General features: G+C 54.6%; 17 protein-coding genes. 8 read left to right on the top strand and 9 right to left on the bottom strand.

What is annotated here, in order from left to right; genetic code table 11:
- Positions 1 to 14: 14 nt before the first annotated feature.
- Positions 15 to 1,040 (bottom strand): alpha/beta fold hydrolase, encoded by a 1,026-nt coding sequence (locus tag AC1MDE_RS20355; protein ID WP_058960637.1) that lies wholly within the window; start codon positions 1,038 to 1,040, stop codon positions 15 to 17.
- A gap of 322 nt (positions 1,041 to 1,362) precedes the next feature.
- On the opposite strand from AC1MDE_RS20355, the gene AC1MDE_RS20350 reads away from it, so the two are divergent.
- Complete coding sequence (locus tag AC1MDE_RS20350; RefSeq protein ID WP_479401386.1) at positions 1,363 to 1,851, top strand: helix-turn-helix domain-containing protein; 489 nt, start codon at positions 1,363 to 1,365, stop codon at positions 1,849 to 1,851.
- A gap of 196 nt (positions 1,852 to 2,047) precedes the next feature.
- Here the strand turns inward: AC1MDE_RS20350 and AC1MDE_RS20345 are convergent, their stop codons facing one another.
- Positions 2,048 to 3,049, bottom strand: a complete 1,002-nt coding sequence (locus AC1MDE_RS20345) for a GlxA family transcriptional regulator (protein WP_058960639.1) — start codon at positions 3,047 to 3,049, stop codon at positions 2,048 to 2,050.
- An 88-nt stretch (positions 3,050 to 3,137) separates the two neighbouring features.
- Here AC1MDE_RS20345 and AC1MDE_RS20340 point away from each other — a divergent pair, with 88 nt between their 5' ends.
- Positions 3,138 to 3,833: a cysteine hydrolase family protein gene (locus tag AC1MDE_RS20340; RefSeq protein ID WP_479401385.1), complete on the top strand. Its 696-nt coding sequence runs from the start codon at positions 3,138 to 3,140 to the stop codon at positions 3,831 to 3,833.
- On the opposite strand, the gene AC1MDE_RS20335 is transcribed toward AC1MDE_RS20340, so the two are convergent.
- Complete coding sequence (locus AC1MDE_RS20335) at positions 3,834 to 4,181, bottom strand: hypothetical protein (protein ID WP_479401384.1); 348 nt, start codon at positions 4,179 to 4,181, stop codon at positions 3,834 to 3,836.
- Between the two features lie 282 nt (positions 4,182 to 4,463).
- Between AC1MDE_RS20335 and AC1MDE_RS20330 the strand changes: the two genes are divergently transcribed.
- The gene (locus AC1MDE_RS20330; protein ID WP_058960641.1) at positions 4,464 to 5,456 is read left to right on the top strand and encodes a glycosyltransferase family 32 protein; all 993 of its coding nucleotides are present in this window, start codon (positions 4,464 to 4,466) and stop codon (positions 5,454 to 5,456) included.
- 66 nt (positions 5,457 to 5,522) lie between these two features.
- Here the strand turns inward: AC1MDE_RS20330 and AC1MDE_RS20325 are convergent, their stop codons facing one another.
- Positions 5,523 to 6,707 (bottom strand): BaiN/RdsA family NAD(P)/FAD-dependent oxidoreductase, encoded by a 1,185-nt coding sequence (locus tag AC1MDE_RS20325; RefSeq protein WP_072226553.1) that lies wholly within the window; start codon positions 6,705 to 6,707, stop codon positions 5,523 to 5,525.
- A 243-nt stretch (positions 6,708 to 6,950) separates the two neighbouring features.
- Here AC1MDE_RS20325 and pitA point away from each other — a divergent pair, with 243 nt between their 5' ends.
- A complete protein-coding gene (gene pitA / locus AC1MDE_RS20320; RefSeq protein ID WP_337023734.1) occupies positions 6,951 to 8,450 on the top strand; it encodes an inorganic phosphate transporter PitA in 1,500 nt (499 codons plus the stop codon).
- A gap of 63 nt (positions 8,451 to 8,513) precedes the next feature.
- On the opposite strand, the gene uspB is transcribed toward pitA, so the two are convergent.
- Positions 8,514 to 8,849, bottom strand: a complete 336-nt coding sequence (uspB, locus tag AC1MDE_RS20315; protein ID WP_058960644.1) for a universal stress protein UspB — start codon at positions 8,847 to 8,849, stop codon at positions 8,514 to 8,516.
- Between the two features lie 421 nt (positions 8,850 to 9,270).
- Here uspB and uspA point away from each other — a divergent pair, with 421 nt between their 5' ends.
- Positions 9,271 to 9,708, top strand: coding sequence for a universal stress protein UspA (gene uspA, locus AC1MDE_RS20310; RefSeq protein WP_034819767.1), 438 nt, complete (start codon positions 9,271 to 9,273; stop codon positions 9,706 to 9,708).
- A gap of 102 nt (positions 9,709 to 9,810) precedes the next feature.
- Here uspA and rsmJ read toward each other — a convergent pair whose 3' ends face one another.
- Together rsmJ and prlC are read right to left on the bottom strand one after the other, a co-directional pair.
- Positions 9,811 to 10,560 carry a 16S rRNA (guanine(1516)-N(2))-methyltransferase RsmJ gene (gene rsmJ / locus AC1MDE_RS20305; RefSeq protein ID WP_058960645.1) on the bottom strand — a complete coding sequence of 250 codons (750 nt, stop codon included), beginning with the start codon at positions 10,558 to 10,560 and terminating at the stop codon, positions 9,811 to 9,813.
- Between the two features lie 8 nt (positions 10,561 to 10,568).
- Positions 10,569 to 12,611 (bottom strand): oligopeptidase A, encoded by a 2,043-nt coding sequence (prlC, locus tag AC1MDE_RS20300; protein ID WP_479399770.1) that lies wholly within the window; start codon positions 12,609 to 12,611, stop codon positions 10,569 to 10,571.
- Positions 12,612 to 12,834: 223 nt separating this feature from the next.
- Between prlC and AC1MDE_RS20295 the strand changes: the two genes are divergently transcribed.
- Together AC1MDE_RS20295 and AC1MDE_RS20290 are read left to right on the top strand one after the other, a co-directional pair.
- Positions 12,835 to 13,677, top strand: coding sequence for a 23S rRNA (adenine(2030)-N(6))-methyltransferase RlmJ (locus AC1MDE_RS20295; RefSeq protein ID WP_034819774.1), 843 nt, complete (start codon positions 12,835 to 12,837; stop codon positions 13,675 to 13,677).
- Between the two features lie 62 nt (positions 13,678 to 13,739).
- Positions 13,740 to 14,555 carry a CPBP family intramembrane glutamic endopeptidase gene (locus AC1MDE_RS20290; RefSeq protein WP_058960647.1) on the top strand — a complete coding sequence of 272 codons (816 nt, stop codon included), beginning with the start codon at positions 13,740 to 13,742 and terminating at the stop codon, positions 14,553 to 14,555.
- Here AC1MDE_RS20290 and rnz read toward each other — a convergent pair.
- Complete coding sequence (rnz, locus tag AC1MDE_RS20285; protein ID WP_480345050.1) at positions 14,552 to 15,463, bottom strand: ribonuclease Z; 912 nt, start codon at positions 15,461 to 15,463, stop codon at positions 14,552 to 14,554. The genes AC1MDE_RS20290 and rnz overlap by 4 nt on opposite strands.
- 125 nt (positions 15,464 to 15,588) lie before the next feature.
- Here rnz and gorA point away from each other — a divergent pair, with 125 nt between their 5' ends.
- Positions 15,589 to 16,941, top strand: a complete 1,353-nt coding sequence (gorA, locus tag AC1MDE_RS20280; protein ID WP_479401379.1) for a glutathione-disulfide reductase — start codon at positions 15,589 to 15,591, stop codon at positions 16,939 to 16,941.
- Between the two features lie 27 nt (positions 16,942 to 16,968).
- Here gorA and AC1MDE_RS20275 read toward each other — a convergent pair whose 3' ends face one another.
- Entirely contained in the window at positions 16,969 to 17,967 is a 999-nt protein-coding gene (locus AC1MDE_RS20275) for a LacI family DNA-binding transcriptional regulator (protein ID WP_480345052.1), read from the bottom strand.
- Positions 17,968 to 18,017: the final 50 nt, after the last annotated feature.

The following is an 18,017-nucleotide window of genomic DNA, read 5'->3' as shown; positions in this document are numbered from 1 at the left end:
TCGGCTGCCATTCCTTACAGCGGACGCGACAGATCGTTAATCAGTGTCTGATTAAACTTTTGCGGTTCTTCCATCTGCGGTGCATGTCCCATGCCCGGGAATTCCACTAACCGCGCGCCAGGAATCATCTTCGCCACCTGCTTGCCCAAAACATTGTAATGACCTAACTGCGCTTTAACCGCAGCGGGGGCGATATCGCTGCCAATCGCCGTGGTATCCGCTGTACCGATCATCAGCGTCGTGGGTACTTTGAGATCTTTGAATTCGTAATACACCGGCTGGGTGAAAATCATGTCGTAAATCAGCGCCGAGTTCCATGCCACCTTCTTGTGGCCCGGTCCGCTGTTCAGCCCCGCCAGCATATCCACCCATTTGTCATACTCCGGTTTCCACTGACCGCTGTAGTAAGTATTTTGCTCATACTTTTTAATGCCAGCCGCACTGAGCTTCAGCTCACGCTGATACCACTGATCCACCGAGCGCCACGGCGCGCCTTTGGCTTTCCAATCCTCCAGCCCAATCGGATTCACTAGCACCAGTTTCTGCGTCTGCTGTGGATACATCAGCGCATAGCGCGTGGCCAGCATCCCGCCGGTCGAATGCCCGACTATCACTGCCTTATCGATACCGAGCTGTTGCAGCAGTTGATGGGTATTCAACGCCAGCTGCTGGAAGCTGTATTGGTAATTGGCGGGTTTCGTCGAACTGCAGAAACCAATCTGGTCCGGCGCAATCACCCGATATCCCTGCTGGCTAAGCGCTTTGATGGTGTCTTCCCAGGTTGCACCACAAAAATTCTTACCGTGCAGTAATACCACCGTTTGACCATTAGCCTGCTGCGCGGGTTTGACATCCATGTACCCCATGCTCAGCGGTTGCTGCTGTGAGGAGAAATTAAAGTGTTCAAGTGGGTAGGGATACTGAAAACCTTCCAACTGCTCGCCATACACATTGGCCGCTAACGCGGAGGTGGTGGGTAGCGCAGCCATCGCCGTCAAAATCACGGCAAGTGACTGTTTTAGCGGGAAACGAAAAGCCATGCGCACTGCTCCTGAGCTATGAAAAAACCATCAGTGTGGCACGTTAATCGCCAGTGCGCATTGATGAGGTGTGCCAGCGCCACGTTTTCTCATACTGTTAAGCTCGGCAAAGTGATGGAAAATTTGAGTTAAAAATAACGGGCGTGATTACGCTAAATATTCAACATCGATTCAACAAAAGCGGCCTTAATTTCACTAAAAGCAAGACCAGCCTTGATGACAAATAATAAAACAGCCAATTCCTTATAAAACTTTACGTTAATCGGATGATTGGAAAGATTAATTATTTTACACTGTGTCCAGTTAATGGAGGATCAAAAAGATGCCGCAAAAATACAACGAAGGGGTTATTGATTCGGTGACCAAATGGATTATGGACAATCTGGATCAGCGCTTAAGCATTGATGATATCGCCGTGAAATCGGGTTATTCTAAATGGTATTTGCAGAAATTATTTGCCCGCTATCATAATGAAACGCTGGCACGGTATATCCGTAAAAAGAAACTGGCATGCTGTGTCAGCGAGCTGAAATACAGCAACGCACCGATCATCAGTCTGGCCGTAAAATACCATTTTGAAAGCCAGCAATCGTTCACTCGCTCCTTTAAGCAAGTGATGGGTTGCACCCCACTCTACTGCCGTAAGCGTCAGCTGGGGAGCGAAGACGAGCAGCAATTGAAAGAGAGCACTGATCCATGCGTGATTTGCCGTAAGCATGGATTTAACAGCAGTGAGAAAATGAAAGAAGTGAGAACGCCAGCGCTGCGCTCAGGTCAATTTCCCTCACGTATTGATTGTGTGATGCGTTAATAATTCGCGTCACTATTTTTCTTTGCAGGATTTGCATAACAACGGATGGTTCGCCATCCGTTGTTAAGAATAGCCCTCATTGGCCACGCTGAAATATTCTTCTCATCAGATAGCCTGTCAAAATGATCCGGGAATAATTTTATCCGTCCTATTTTCAATGCATTCTTATCAATAGGTTGATTTACAAACCATTAATTCACACCCGACCACGAAATGTTTTCCGGTATTGTAACGGAGACGTATTCAAATTCTTTTTAAAATGTCGCCTTAACATTAATGGCGAAGAGAATCCGGCTTTTTCTGCGATCAGCTCAATTGGCTGGTCGGTTTTTTCCAAAAATCGCTGCGCCAATGCCAGACGCTGATTCACTAACCAATCACTGAAACAGCTGCCGGTGGCTTGGTTAAAACGGCGCGTAAAACTGCGACGACTCATCAACGCTCTCTCCGCCAACTGATCCAGCGTGAGGGCCTGCTGCAAATTTTCGGTGGCCCAACTGAGCGCCGACATAAATCGATCGTTGCCCGCCGAGTGATAGACCGGCTGCTCAATATATTGTGCCTGGCCGCCCTGCCGATGCGGCGGTACCACCAGCATGCGCGCCACACTGTTGGCCACATCCACTCCACACTGTTCACGCACCAGATGCAGGCAGCAATCGATACTCGCTGCAGTGCCCGCCGAGGTTACAATCTGCCCTTCGTCGATATACAACACGTCACGGTCAATCGTCACATCGGGGTAAAGCCGTTCAAAATCACTCATCCAACGCCAGTGTGTCGTGGCGCGCTGCTGATGCAGCAAGCCAGCGGCTCCGAGCACAAAGGCGCCAAGACACAAGCCAACAATCTGAGCCCCACGCTGGGCAGCCTGCTGTAACGCCTGCAACAAAGCGGGCGGTGGCGCAATGGCAGGATCGCTCCAGCTGGGTACCACCACCATATCCGCTTCGGCCAGCATAGCCAGTTCATGCTCCGCGACAATCGAAAAACCGCTGTTGGTGCGAAGCGGACCGGCGTGGGTGGCACAGATCATTAATTGGTAGCAAGCTCGGCCATCTTCGCGTTCCGCCTTCTCAAACACCGCACAGGGAACGGAAAGATGAAACGGGATGATGTCGTCAAACACCACAATACCGACCTTAATGGGCGCATCCAGGTGCGCCATTTTTGGCGCAAAGTGAACGTTATTTGTCATGCGCAGTACTCCTTCACTTTCGGCACAATCGCCATACTGCTGTGCATCGGAAGTCACCCTGACTTCCCAATCAAAGAGATTATTAGTGATGAAAAACCTTTTTGCTTCAGGCACCTTAGCATTAGCGATGGCAATTTCAGGCAGCGCTATTGCCGAAGAACACAAAGCTGAAAATGCACCGACCATTCGTACCATGAGCGGTGCCACAGCCACCACCCAGCTGACGGCCAATCAAACCGCGGTCATCGTGATTGATATTCAGAACGAATACTTCGCTGGCGGCAAAATGCCCATTCCAGACGGTATGAAAGCACTGCAAAACAGCAAGCGCCTGGTTGAGTTTGCACACAAGCATGGCATGCCGGTGTTCTTCGTCCGCCATGAAGGCGCGGCAGATGGCCCGCTGTTCGCCAAAGGCAGCCGCTTCGCTGAATTCCACAAGGATTTGCAGCCGGGCAAAAATGATCGTGTCATTACCAAAGCCACACCGAGTTCTTTCGTGGGAACCGATTTGAAACAACAACTCGACAGTCTGGGCATCAAGCAGTTAATTATCACCGGTCTAATGACCCATATGTGCGTGTCGTCCACCGCACGTGATGCCGTACCGCTTGGCTACTCGGTCATTATCCCGGAAGATGCCACCGCCACGCGCGATCTGGCGACCTGGGATAACAAAGTGGTCGATCACAAGGTGCTGCAGCAGAGCGCACTGGCAGGCGTTGCCGATGTGTTTGCCGAGATCAAAACCACTGACGCGGTATTAGCGCTGCCGTTGCATTAATCACTGCACCGCTTTACCCGGTAATAACTTTTCCGACATCACCTTGCGGCAGGACAGACTTTCCTGCCGCGCCTGCTGCTGCTGCTCCGCTGATAAATCCTGCCACACGCTTTGCAGATGTTCTGCCAGACCTGACTGGAAATGAATTTTCTGCAGCGCATAATCCGAGTTGCTGCCTTCAATAATCTGTTGCATCGCCTGGGGTGAGTTGTCGCGCCCATCATGGGTCAAGGTGCAGAACATGGCGATGTAATAGCTTTTGTCTTCATCGCTATAGTGCGGCATCAGCCACCAGACAGCCGCGCTGATGACGATAAGCACGGGCAGAAGGAATTTGAGTTTGAACATGGAATCATGGGCCTGTTGGAAAAAACGCGGCGATCTTAACAGATTCATCGGTTAACAGCCCTTAAACACCCACGGCAACGGCACGGCAAGTGAACGCCGCCTGCGTATTCTCTTAAAGTAACGTTTTCAGAGTTTATTTATTGAGCAGTTCAGCGCTGTTTGTTAATTTTGAGCCACTTTTCGCGCCAATCGCGCTTCATCGTGCCCGCTGTCACAGGGCCAGTTTTTCGCCCTAAAGCGGCAGAAGCTGGGAGAGCGGCCGACAGGGTTACAGGAATGATCATGTCCAACCATAAGCTTAAAATGCATTTGATTTCGCTGGCGTTGCTGGCGGAAAAAAAGCTGACCACACGCAAACGCCTTCCCGCCTATCACGCCGCAGCCGAACAGGATATTAACCTGCAGGGTCGTGCTAATCCGCCTGCGCCCATTCCGCGTCAGGTTTGGATGTACTGGGAAAGTGAAAAGCTCCCGGCTGAAGTCCAGATTTTTGTCGATAAGATTGCCCGTGAAAACCCTGGCTATGCGTTGACGGTAATCAACAATCTCAATCTGCATGACTATTTACCAGACCTGAAGTTTGTCCACGCGGGGATGCGGGCTTCGCACAAAAGCGATGTGATTCGCCTGGAGCTGCTGCATCGTTATGGCGGAATCTGGATGGATGCCACCATTATCCTCAATCGCAGCCTCGATGAGCTGTTAGCGGTGAATGCGGATGAGCGTTATGACCTGGTGGCTTTTTATCGCGAGGAATCCACCCGCGACCGCGCTTATCCGGTTATGGAATCCTGGTTTCTCGCCGCGCCGAAAAACAATGCCTTTATCGGCCGCTGGCTGCACTGCTTCCGTCCGATTGTGGAGTTAGGCTCTGAAGCCTTCTTCCAGCAATTATTGGCGCTGCCGAACTACGACACAATTCTGCAGGGCATCAAGACGCCGGATTATCTGGTGGTTTATATCGCTCAGCAGCAGGCGCTGCGGGAAGAGAATCACTACAACTTCTACTTACGCAAAGCGGAAGCCGGTGCGTTATTGTATCAAACGCTGAGCGGCTGGCGTCCGGTGAAGCTGAGCCGCATGCTGATGGTGGACGCTTTACCGGAGGTGTTGCCACCGGTGTATAAGCTCACCAGCTTTGACCGCAAATATATCGCGACGCATATGAAGTATGGCGTGGTCAACAGCGATAGCCTGCTGGGGCAAGTATTGCTGCACGACCAGCCGAAAAACCTGACACCTGCAGTGACGCCGTTCCGCAGAGCCAGGCATTAGCGCTGCAACCTCAGCATAAAGCTGAACCTCGTACACTGGCGTCGCCTTTGATGGCGACGTGATAACTCACAGCGCCTGCGCACACGCCCAGGCTGAACTCCACGCCCACTGGAAGTTGTATCCGCCGAGCCAGCCGGTGACATCCACCACTTCACCAATAAAGTACAAACCGGGCACATCGCGCGCTTCCATGGTTTTGGAGGAGAGTTGCGTGGTATCGACGCCGCCCATCGTCACTTCGGCAGTGCGATAACCTTCGGTGCCATTAGGCTGCACGCGCCACTGATGCAAGGTGGTGACCAACTCCGCCTGCTGCTTGCTGTTGAGCTGCTTCAGCGTCACATCCGGGATCTGCTTCAGCTCCTGCAACACTTCCACCAGACGCTTCGGCAGGATTTTCGCCAGACTGTTTTTCAGGCTGAGGTTCGGATGCGCCTCGCGTTGCACGTTGATGAAATCATCGAGCGAAGTTTCCGGCGACAGGTTGATGGTGACAAACTCACCCGGCTGCCAATAGCTGGAGATTTGCAGAACTGCCGGGCCCGACAAGCCGCGATGAGTAAACAGCATCGCTTCTTTAAACAGCGTGCCATCCTGCGCGGTGATGGTGGTGGGCAATGACACACCCGATAAGGTATGCAGCTGCTCAAGCAGTGGCTTATGCAGCGTAAACGGCACCAGGGCTGCGCGCGTCGGGAACACTTTCAAACCAAACTGCTCGGCCACTTTATACCCGAATGGTGTCGCGCCCAGACCCGGCATCGATAAGCCACCGCTGGCGATCACCAATTTCTCAGCCTGCACCTCGGAGCCATTCAGTTGCAGCCTGTAGCCGTTTTCATCGCGCGTCACGCTCAGCACTTCACTGCGCAAGCGCAAAGTAACCTGCCCGTCTTCGCACTCTTTTAACAGCAAATCCACGATCTGCTGCGCCGAATCATCGCAGAACAACTGGCCGAGGGTTTTCTCGTGATACGCAATCTTGTGGCGATTCACCAGATCGATGAAGTCCCACTGGGTGTAACGCGCCAATGCCGACTTACTGAAATGCGGGTTGTGCGAGAGATAGGCGGCCGGTTCGGTGTACATATTGGTGAAGTTACAGCGGCCACCACCCGACATCAGGATTTTACGTCCCGCCTTTTTGCCGTTATCCAGCAACAGCACACGACGACCCAACTGCCCTGCCTGCGCCGCACAGAACATGCCGGCAGCGCCTGCACCTATTACGATAACGTCAAACTTGTCCACAGTGCTTAATCCACATAATTGAAAGGCGGTGATTGTAGAGATCTGCGGCATTTCGCGCCAGCGTCAAAAAAATGCCGTAAATGTGTCATATTGTAACTCGCTTATTTTTCAGTCTTTTTACCTTGTCTGATGGGGTTTGTGGCAATTTTAAGACAAAAAAGGACTATATTTTCCTTTCACATCATGCGGGTTGTCGCCGATAATGCGCCGCGTTCATGTCCTCCAAAAAATGGCGTAACGTTTATGCTACATCTGTTCGCTGGTCTTGACCTCAGTACCGGCCTGTTTTTGGTTATCGCTCTGCTGTTCGTATTGTTCTATGAGGCAATCAACGGTTTCCACGACACTGCTAACGCAGTCGCTACCGTCATCTATACCCGCGCGATGCGGGCGCAATTGGCGGTTGTGATGGCGGGTGTTTTCAACTTCTTAGGCGTTTTGCTGGGCGGCTTGAGCGTGGCTTATGCCATCGTGCATATGCTGCCAACTGATTTACTGCTGAATGTGGGTTCCGCTCACGGCCTGGCCATGGTGTTCTCCATGCTGCTGGCGGCGATTATCTGGAACTTAGGTACCTGGTATCTGGGTTTGCCTGCGTCCAGTTCTCACACCCTGATTGGCGCCATTATCGGTATTGGTCTCACCAATGCGCTGATGACCGGCACCTCGGTGGTTGATGCCCTCAACCTGCCGAAAGTCATTAATATCTTCCTGTCACTGATCCTGTCGCCGATTGTCGGCCTGGTGATTGCGGGCTCGCTGATTTTCATCCTGCGTCGTTACTGGAGCGGAACCCCTAAACGTTCGCGCATCCACATGACGCCCGCTGACCGTGAAAAGATCGATGGCAAGAAGAAGCCACCGTTCTGGACGCGTATTGCCTTGATCGTTTCGGCGATTGGCGTGAGCTACTCCCACGGTGCGAACGATGGTCAGAAAGGCATTGGCCTGATTATGTTAGTGCTAATCGGTGTTGCGCCTGCGGGTTTCGTGGTCAACATGAATGCCTCAGGTTATGACATCACCCGTACTCGCGATGCGGTCAATCATCTGGAACAGTATTATCAGCAGCACAGCGATTCACTCACCCATATCGTCCAGATGGCGCCGCCTGCGGTGCCAACGCCGGAAGAGTCTGTGGGCGGGCCGCATGAGTTCCATTGCGACAGCAGTCGTGCGCTGCAGGCTATCAATCGTGCACAAGTGTTGCTGACCAATCTGAACAGCTATGACCAACTGACGGTGGATCAGCGCAGCCAGATGCGTCGCCTGTTGATGTGCGTCTCGGACACGGCCGATAAAGCCGCGAAACTGCCAGAGACCACTCCGGACGATAAGCGCTTCCTCAATAAGCTGAAGGGCGATCTGCTGGGCACCGTGGAATACGCACCAATCTGGATCATCATGGCGGTGGCATTAGCGCTGGGCATCGGCACCATGATTGGCTGGCGTCGTGTGGCAACCACCATCGGTGAGAAAATCGGTAAGAAAGGCATGACCTACGCGCAGGGCATGTCAGCACAGGTGACCGCTGCGGTGTCGATTGGGGTTGCCAGTTATACCGGTATGCCGGTTTCCACCACGCATATCCTGTCATCGTCCGTTGCCGGTACCATGCTGGTGGATGGCGGTGGCTTGCAGAGCCGCACCATTAAAAATATCGCCATGGCGTGGGTGTTTACCCTGCCGGTGTGTATTGTGCTGTCAGGTTCGCTCTACTGGATCGCGCTGAAAATTATCTAAGCTGCTATCAGCAAACAAGAGGGCGACGGTTCAACACTGGTCGCCCTTTTTTATTGCCGCTGTTTAGTGCCAGATCGCCAGACCAATCAGGCTCACCACCACCAAAAAACAGAGCCCGCTGGTCAGGACAAACTGCCTGCGTACGCGCTCGCAGCGGCGAATAAATTCGTCGTCGTGATGATCGCGATAGCGTTTATCCCAGATATAACGCACCAGTCGCACCTGCTTGCTCGGCTGACCATGAGACGTGAAGAAACCTGCCCCATCCACATATTGATACAGCAGCGGATCGCAACCGCGCAGCACAGCCAATAGCGAGCGCAAAGAAGAGAAGTAGCGCGCCATATTCACCAGACAAACCACACACAGAGCCCAAAAAAGCGCGATAGTGCTGATCATGTTCCCCTCCCAGCTGGAGCCGCAATGACGTCGAAGGCAGCGGGGAAATGCTGTAGACGCCCCACGGGAAATTAACCAGCCACAGATGAATCGAATTGCATTGTTGTTATGCGAACCCGAGCGCGTTACCCAGACGGCAGTGGCACTCATTTTCAGTGTAGGAGATCTGTTCAATTTTTTTCCAGCGATGATTTTCGTTCACCGCGAGTGAAAATTGCGATAGCGCTTGATCTTCCTCACAAGCGAGCCGTGGATTGCAGCATTTGTTAACAACTCTGGCTATACTCAGGTCATAACAACAGAACGCCTGCAGGGCATAAATTGTGGTTGGTGGCGCTTCATCGCTGTTTCGCGCAAAGGATTTCGCTCGCCGAGCGGCGGGAATTCAGGTAGCCCCAGAATCTTGAGAAGGAGTTTTATCATGGCTTATAAACACATCCTGATTGCAGTAGACCTTTCCCCGGAAAGCCAGTTGCTGGTTGATAAAGCCGTTTCACTGGCCCGTCCTTATGATGCAAAAATCTCGCTGATCCACGTTGATGTGAATTACTCAGACCTCTACACCGGGCTGATTGACGTCAATCTGGGCGACATGCAGAAACGCATTTCTGAAGAGACGCACACCGCGCTGAAAGAACTTTCTACCAACGCCGGTTATCCGATCAGTGAAACCCTGAGCGGCAGCGGCGATCTCGGCCAGGTGCTGGTGGATGCGATTAAGAAATACGATGTGGATTTAGTGGTCTGTGGCCACCATCAGGATTTCTGGAGCAAGCTGATGTCATCAGCGCGCCAGCTGATCAACACCGTGCATATCGATATGCTGATTGTGCCGCTGCGTGACGAAGAAGACGAATAAAAACAGGGCCAGTAATGGCCCTGTTTTTTTGGTAGCGGCGTAATACATCGCGCGTCTTTAAAGCCCGCGCGATAAATCACGCCGCAACGCCATTATGCAGAATCATACCAATGGCGGATAAATATCAAAGCGATGGCTTTTGGTGACCACGGCCGATTGGGTTGCAACGCCCGCTAACGGCGGCGCGTAATCCGGGCGTTTCACCACAATGCGCTTCTTCGCCAGACGACGAGCGGGTTCCAGCAGCGCATCGGCATCCTCATCGGGTCCCACCAGCGACTGAAACACCCGCATCTCCTTCTTCACCATCGCGCTCTTTTGACGATGGGGATACATCGGATCGAGATACACCACATCTGGCGCGGGCGTGATATCACTCAACGCCTGCTGACTCACCACATGCAGCAGCGTCAGACGTTCGCGCAGCCAGCCGCCAATCTCCGCATCTTCATAGCCACGACGTAAGCCATCATCCAGTAATGCTGCGACCACAGGATGACGTTCCAGCATGCGCACCCGGCAACCCAGCGCCGCCAGCACAAAGGCATCTCGCCCCAATCCTGCCGTGGCGTCGATCACGTCCGGCAAATAGCCACCTTTGATGCCCACCGCTTTCGCCACCGCCTCGCCGCGACCGCCGCCAAACTTGCGGCGATGCGCCATAGCTCCGGTGACAAAATCCACAAAGATGCCACCCAGTTTAGGCTCATCCAGTTTGCGCAGCTCAAGGCGCTCCGGCGTCAGCACCAGGGCCATTACAGCCTGATCGTCATGCTGTAAGCCCCAGCGCTGCGCCAGATGTAATAAGGCGCCGTCTCCGGCGCCTGATTCATCGATTAAACCGATTTTCACAAGCAGGCTTATCCCTGAATTCCGTAGTGTTCCAGCATCGCATCCAGCTGTGGTTCACGGCCACGGAAGCGTTTGAACAGCTCCATTGGCTCTTCGGAACCGCCGCGCGTCAGGATGTTGTCGAGGAACGACTGGCCGGTTTCACGGTTGAAGATGCCCTCTTCTTCGAAGCGCGAATAGGCATCCGCCGCCAGCACGTCGGCCCACAGATAGCTGTAGTAACCTGCGGCATAACCGCCGGCGAAGACGTGGCTAAACGCATGCGGGAAGCGGCCCCACTCCGGGCTTGGCACCACGGCAACCTGTTTCTTCACTTCACGCAGGGTTTCGAGGATTTGCGCACCTTTTTCCGGATTGAACTCGGTATGCATACGGAAATCGAACAGGCCGAACTCCAGCTGACGCAGGATAAACAGCGCCGCCTGATAGTTCTTCGCTGCCAGCATTTTATCCAGCAGATCTTTCGGCAGCGGTTCGCCGGTCTCGTAGTGGCCGGAGATAAACGCCAGCGCGTCCGGCTCCCAGCACCAGTTTTCCATAAACTGGCTTGGCAGCTCGACCGCATCCCACGGCACACCGCTGATACCCGACACGCCCGGCGCTTCGATGCGCGTCAGCATGTGGTGCAGGCCGTGACCAAACTCGTGGAACAAGGTGGTGACTTCATCGTGGGTAAACAGCGCGGGCTTGCCCTGTACCGGACGGTTGAAGTTACAGGTGAGGTACGCCACCGGCTTCTGCAGGCTGCCATCGGCTTTACGCATCTGGCCGACGCAATCGTCCATCCACGCCCCGCCACGCTTGTGTTCACGCGCATACAGATCGAGGTAGAAGCTGCCGCGCAGCTCGCCGCTTTCATCAAACAGGTCGAAGAAGCGCACATCTGGATGGTACACATCCACGTCTTTACGCTCTTTGGCGGTAATGCCGTAAATGCGTTTCACCACTTCAAATAGGCCGCTCACCGCACGCTCTTCCGGGAAGTACGGACGCAGTTGCTCATCGCTGATGGTGTAGAGATGCTGTTTCTGCTTCTCGCCGTAGTAAGTGAGATCCCACGGATTCATCTCGTCAACGCCAAACTCTTTTTTGGCGAAGGCGCGCAGTTGCGCTAACTCTTTCTCACCCTGCGGACGCGCACGTTTGGCGAGATCGGTCAGGAAGTCGATCACCTGAGCCGGGTTCTCAGCCATCTTGGTCGCCAGTGATTTGTGCGCGAAGGAGTCAAAGCCCAGCAGCTGTGCCAGTTCGTGACGCAATGCCAGCTCTTCGGCCATGATCGGGCCGTTATCCCATTTACCGGCGTTGGGACCCTGCTCAGAAGCACGCGTTGAATAGGCGCGGTACATCTCTTCACGCAGCGCGGCGTTATCGCAATAGGTCATGACTGGCAGATAGCTTGGGATATCCAGCGTCAGCAGCCAGCCTTCTTGTTCTTTGGCTTCGGCCTGCGCTTTGGCCGCAGCCAGCGCGCTTTCTGGCATGCCCGCCAGATCGGCTTCATCGGTGATCAACTTGCTCCAGCCCATGGTGGCGTCGAGCACGTTGTTGCTGTAGGTCGAACCCAGTTCAGACAGGCGCGCGGCGATTTCGCCGTAGCGCTTCTGCTTCTCTTTATCGAGACCGATACCGGAGAGTTCGAAATCACGCAGTGCGTTATCCACCGCTTTCTTCTGTGCGATATCCAGCGCGGCATAGCTGTCGCCCTGTTTCAGATCGCGATAAGCCTGATACAGGCCTTCGTTCTGTCCCACCCAGGTGCTGTATTCTGACAGCAGCGGCAGCGTCTGCTCGTAAGCTTCACGCAGTTCCGGGCTGTTCTTCACCGAATTCAGGTGGCTCACCGGCGAGAAAATACGGCTCAGACGGTCATCCACTTCTGCCAGTGGCTGCACTAAATTGTCCCAAGTGTAAGGTGCACCCTGTGCCACAACGCGTTCAACTTCGGCACGGCAGTTGTTCAGCGCTTCAGTCACAGCGGGAACCACGTGCTCAGGTTTAATCGCGGAAAACGGCGGTAGCGTGTAAGGGGTGAGTAACGGATTGGTCATAAGCGCAGTCCTTTCTTCATGGAGTGGGGGTGGCGCGCAATGGCGCGACGCAATCTTTCTAACATGCGGTCAGTGAAGGTGAAAATCAATGCTACTGAGAATGGACCCGTAAAGAAAAAAGCGCGAGCGCCGAAACGTCAGCAATTTTTACGCAGCGCGGCTATAATCGCGCCACACACGATGTTTTTATCTCCTTTGATCCAACCGCGGACCCCTCTTTTTTATGCTGAGTTATCGCCACAGTTTTCATGCCGGCAACCATGCCGACGTGCTCAAACATACCGTTGAAAGCCTGATCCTCACCGCCCTGATGGAGAAGGAAAAACCGTTTCTCTATCTGGATACCCACGCCGGTGCCGGACGTTACCAGCTGAGCGGAGAGCACGCCGAGCGTACCGGTGAATATCTGGAAGGCATTGCGCGCATCTGGCAGCAGCCGGACGCGCCAGAACTGCTGAAGCCTTATCTGACGGCCGTTCGCAACCTCAACCCGCATGGCACCTTGCGCTACTACCCAGGCTCGCCGCTGATCGCCCGCTATCTGCTGCGTGAAGAGGACAAGCTGGAGCTGACCGAACTGCACTCCAGCGACTATCCGCTGCTACGTTCCGAATTCAGCAAAGATGCCCGTGCACGCGTAGCGCGTGGCGACGGCTATCAGCAGTTAAAAGCCAAACTGCCTCCGCTGAGCCGTCGTGGTCTGATTCTGATCGATCCGCCGTACGAAATGAAAAGCGATTATCAGGATGTGGTGAAAGGCATTCAGGAAGGCTACAAACGCTTTGCTACCGGTGTGTATGCGCTGTGGTATCCGGTGGTGCTGCGCCAGCAAATCAAACACATGATTAAAGACCTGGAAGCCAGCAACATCCGCAACATTCTGCAGATCGAACTGGCGGTGCGCCCGGATAGCGATCAACGCGGTATGACTGCCTCCGGCATGATCGTGATTAACCCGCCGTGGAAGCTGAAAGCGCAGATGGAAGAGCTGCTGCCGTGGCTGCATCAGAAGCTGGTGCCGGCGGGTACCGGTCACTACAGCGTGACGCAGATCGTTCCAGAATAACGGGCTTTTAGGGTGCGGTTCCTGAGCCGCCCCATGCCGTTGCCCTTCTAAGGACACTTTTTATGTGGATCATTCTGGCTGGCGCACTCACTGTGCTGTCACCTGCCAAACGCCTTGCCGTACTTCTGCTGTTATTGGCGACGATAATGGGCCTGTTCCAGGATGTACTGGACTGGCCTGCTCTCGCCATTTTAGGTGCCATCGCTTTGCTGGCGTGGGTGCGGGTGGAAAATCCCACCAACCGTGCCGTGCTGCTGATCAGCGAAGCGCTGCTGGTGCTGATCGCCGGTGGCCTGTTCCTGCATCTGCTGCCTGGCTTTAACAACCCGCGTCAGATCGAGGAGATGCAGGTTGGCCCCAACAGTGTGCCGTTCAGCTTCTACTACAACTTTGATAAAGCGCTGATCCCCTTTGTGCTGCTGGCTGCCTTGCCCACGCTGTTCCGTACGCAGAAGTTTCCTGCGCCGCACAAGATTCTGTGGCTGCTATTACTAGCGGCGATCCCGCTGCTGCTGTACGTCGCGGTGCTGCTGGGTGGACTGGCGATTGAGCCACACTGGCCGGAGTGGCTCGGCAGCTTTATGCTGGCAAACCTGTTCTTTGTTTCGCTGGCCGAAGAAGCGTTCTTCCGTGGCTATGTGCAACAGCGCCTGCGCCAGAAAATCGGTGGCGTAGCGGCACTGTTGCTCACCGCACTGCTGTTTGGTCTGGCGCACTTCCCTGGCGGCATGATGCTGGTGGTCTTCGCCACTCTGGCCGGGTTAATTTACGGCCTGGCGTGGCACTGGAGCGGGCGTGTGTGGGTCGCCACCGGCGTCCATTTCCTGTTCAACATGACGCACCTGCTGTTCTTTACCTATCCAGCGTTACAGCACTAAATTTCGAACACCGCGAAATCTCGTGCCAGCTCGGTCGCTGCAAACACCGACTGGCACTCCGCCAGCAGTCTCTCTCGATCGCCCGACAAATACCGCGAACTGAAGTGCGTGGCGATCATGCGTTTGGCGCCCGCCTGCTTCGCTACTTCAGCCGCCTGAATTGTGGTGGAGTGGCCACGACCGTTGGCCTTCTCAGCCATTGCGGCTTCCAGCGTGGTTTCATGCACCATCACATCCGCATCAGCCGCCAGCTCAAGTGCCACTTCGGTCGGGCCGGTATCACCGAATATCGCCACCACTTTGCCCCTGGTCGCCGGGCCGAGATACGCCGCGCCGTTAATTTCGCGCCCATCCTCCAACCGGATGCGTTTACCTTCTTTCAAATCCTGATACCACGGCCCGCGCGGTACCCCTTCCGCTTTCAGGCGCGGCGCATCGAGGAAGCCCGGTTTATCATGCTGTTCAATACGATAGCCATAACACTCCACCACATGATTCATTGGATAGGCGATGACGCGGAACTCGCCATCATCCAGCACTTCGCCCGCTTCAATTTCGACGATCTCCAGCGGGAAGCCGGTGTAAGAACCACTGAGACTGAGCGCCGTCTCGACAAACTGTTTGATGCCTTTTGGACCGTATATCGTCATCGGCTCCAGCAACCCGGCCATCGAACGGCTGGTAAGCAAGCCCGGCAGACCGAAGATGTGGTCACCGTGCAAGTGGGTAATGAAGATTTTTTCCAGCTTGCTCGGCTTGAGCGCGGAGCGCATAAACTGGTGCTGAGTGGCTTCGCCACAGTCAAACAGCCAGGTGTCGCCACTTTTCGACAGCGTCAGCGCGATCGCAGTAACGTTGCGTTGCAGGCTTGGCGCACCCGCGCCGGTGCCGAGAAAAGTTAAGTGCATAATGTCTTCCCTGTTAGCGGAACGTAGATTCAACCCTATCATAATCATAGGCTGAACCTTTGCGCCTCTTGCGCAAGCAGCGTTACACTCTATGCCAATTTTCTTCCAACAGATGGACACAACGGATGACCAGACATTTTGACTACCTCGCCATCGGCGGCGGCAGCGGCGGTATCGCCTCAATTAACCGTGCCGCGATGCATGGCCAGAAGTGCGCGCTGATTGAAGCCAAAGAGCTGGGCGGCACCTGTGTCAACGTCGGCTGCGTACCGAAAAAAGTGATGTGGCATGCGGCACAGATTGCCGAAGCTATCCACCTGTACGGCCCGGACTACGGTTTCGATACTACCGTGAATCATTTTGACTGGTCAGTGCTGGTGAAAAACCGCAGCGCCTATATCGATCGCATCCATACCTCTTACGACAACGTGTTAGGTAAAAACAACGTGGAAGTGATCAAGGGCTTCGCCCGCTTTATCGATGCCAACACCGTGGAAGTGAACGGCGAGACCATCACGGCCGATCACATCCTGATCGCCACAGGCGGTCGTCCAAGCCATCCAAAAGTGCCTGGCGCGGAATACGGCATCGACTCTGACGGCTTCTTTGAGCTGGATGCGCTGCCGAAGCGTGTCGCGGTGGTCGGCGCAGGTTATATCGCGGTGGAACTGGCCGGTGTGGTCAACGCACTGGGCGCCGAAACCCATCTGTTTGTGCGTAAGCATGCGCCGCTGCGCAGTTTCGATCCGCTGATTGTCGATACCCTGGTGGAAGTGATGCAGGCCGAAGGCCCAACGCTGCACACCGAATCGATCCCGAAAGCGGTGATCAAGAACGCCGACGGCAGCCTGACGCTGCAGCTGGAAAATGGCCATGAGCAAACCGTCGATTGCCTGGTGTGGGCGATTGGTCGTGAACCGGCTACTGACAATCTCAACCTGTCCGTGACCGGCGTCGCGCTGAACGAGAAAGGCTATATCAACGTTGATAAGTTCCAGAACACCAACGTGAAAGGCATCTATGCGGTGGGCGATAACACCGGCGCGGTGGAACTGACCCCCGTCGCCGTCGCCGCCGGCCGTCGCCTCTCTGAGCGCCTGTTTAACAATAAACCGGACGAGCACCTGGATTACAGCAATGTGCCGACCGTGGTATTCAGCCATCCACCGATTGGCACCGTTGGTTTGACCGAACCGCAGGCGCGCGAACAGTACGGCGACGACCAGGTGAAAGTGTATAAATCTTCCTTCACCGCGATGTATACCGCCGTCACCCAGCATCGCCAGCCGTGCCGCATGAAGTTGGTGTGCGTCGGTGCAGACGAGAAGATTGTCGGTATCCACGGTATCGGTAACGGTATGGATGAGATGCTGCAAGGCTTCGCAGTGGCACTGAAGATGGGCGCTACCAAGAAAGATTTCGACAACACCGTGGCGATTCATCCGACGGCGGCGGAAGAGTTTGTCACCATGCGTTGATCAATGGGGCGGCATTTGCCGCCCTTTTTACTGCATCAGCAACACCGGCACTTCCACCACCGCCACGTCCTGCTCACCGCTCTCCATCAGGCGAAACACCGTCTCCATCATGCCTGCCACATCCTGTTTTACCATGGTGATGTCCTTGCACAGCAGCGCCACGAATGGGTCCCAGTCGAAGCAGCCAATTGCCGGATGTTTATCATCAGACAATAAATCCTCCGCACGCAGAAACTGCACCACCCCTTCCAGCGAAATGGTCGAGTTCACAAACAGGCCAAATTGCCCCGTTACATACTGCTGAAAGTGATTTTTCAACGCCGTTTGCGCTTTTTCTGGCTCGTAGCCACACAGCAGCAAATTTTCCTCCGGCACCGAAATACCTCGCTCCTGATGTGCCGCCAAAAAGCCGCGCAGGCGCTCTTTACTGTTGTGATCGCTGGCACGCCCCCCGACAAAAATCAGCGGTTGCGGGCATTTCTCCAGCAGGCTACGCGCCAGGCTCAATGCGCCATTGAAGTTATCCGAAATCACTGAAGGCGCCAGCGAACCGGGCAGATCAAGATTCAGCGAGGGAACGCCCGCGGCCTGACAAAGTGCAGTGATACGATCTGGATCGGTGGCTCCGGTCACCACCATGTAATCCACCTGCCAGGAGAGCATGGTGCGCGCCGCTTCGAGTTCCAAATCAGGATCGCGCTGGGTGCAGGTAATCACCGGAAACAGGCCGCGATCGCGCGCCATCTGCTCGAACTTCTCCACGATTGAGCCAAAATAACGGTTATCGTATTTGGGCACGATCATACCGATGGTTTTCGAGCGCGTGGTTCGCAGCATGCTGGCCTGCCGATTCAGCGCATAACCCTGCTCTTGCGCAATCCGGCTCACCTTCTCAGCAGTGCTGGCACTGATGCGCCGCTTCTTCCAGTTGCCGCTTAAAATCGCGCTCACCGCGCTTGCCGAAACCCCCGTGAGTTCCGCGAGGTCATAAATGGTGGTTTTCTTGTTTTTGCCGATCCCCGTCACAGAACCCATCCCTTTATTGCTCTTTTTGTTGCTGGTTAAAAGTCGGGGTG

It is taken from the genome of Pantoea folii, assembly GCF_056678875.1.
This window is presented reverse-complemented; position numbering and strand designations above follow the sequence as displayed.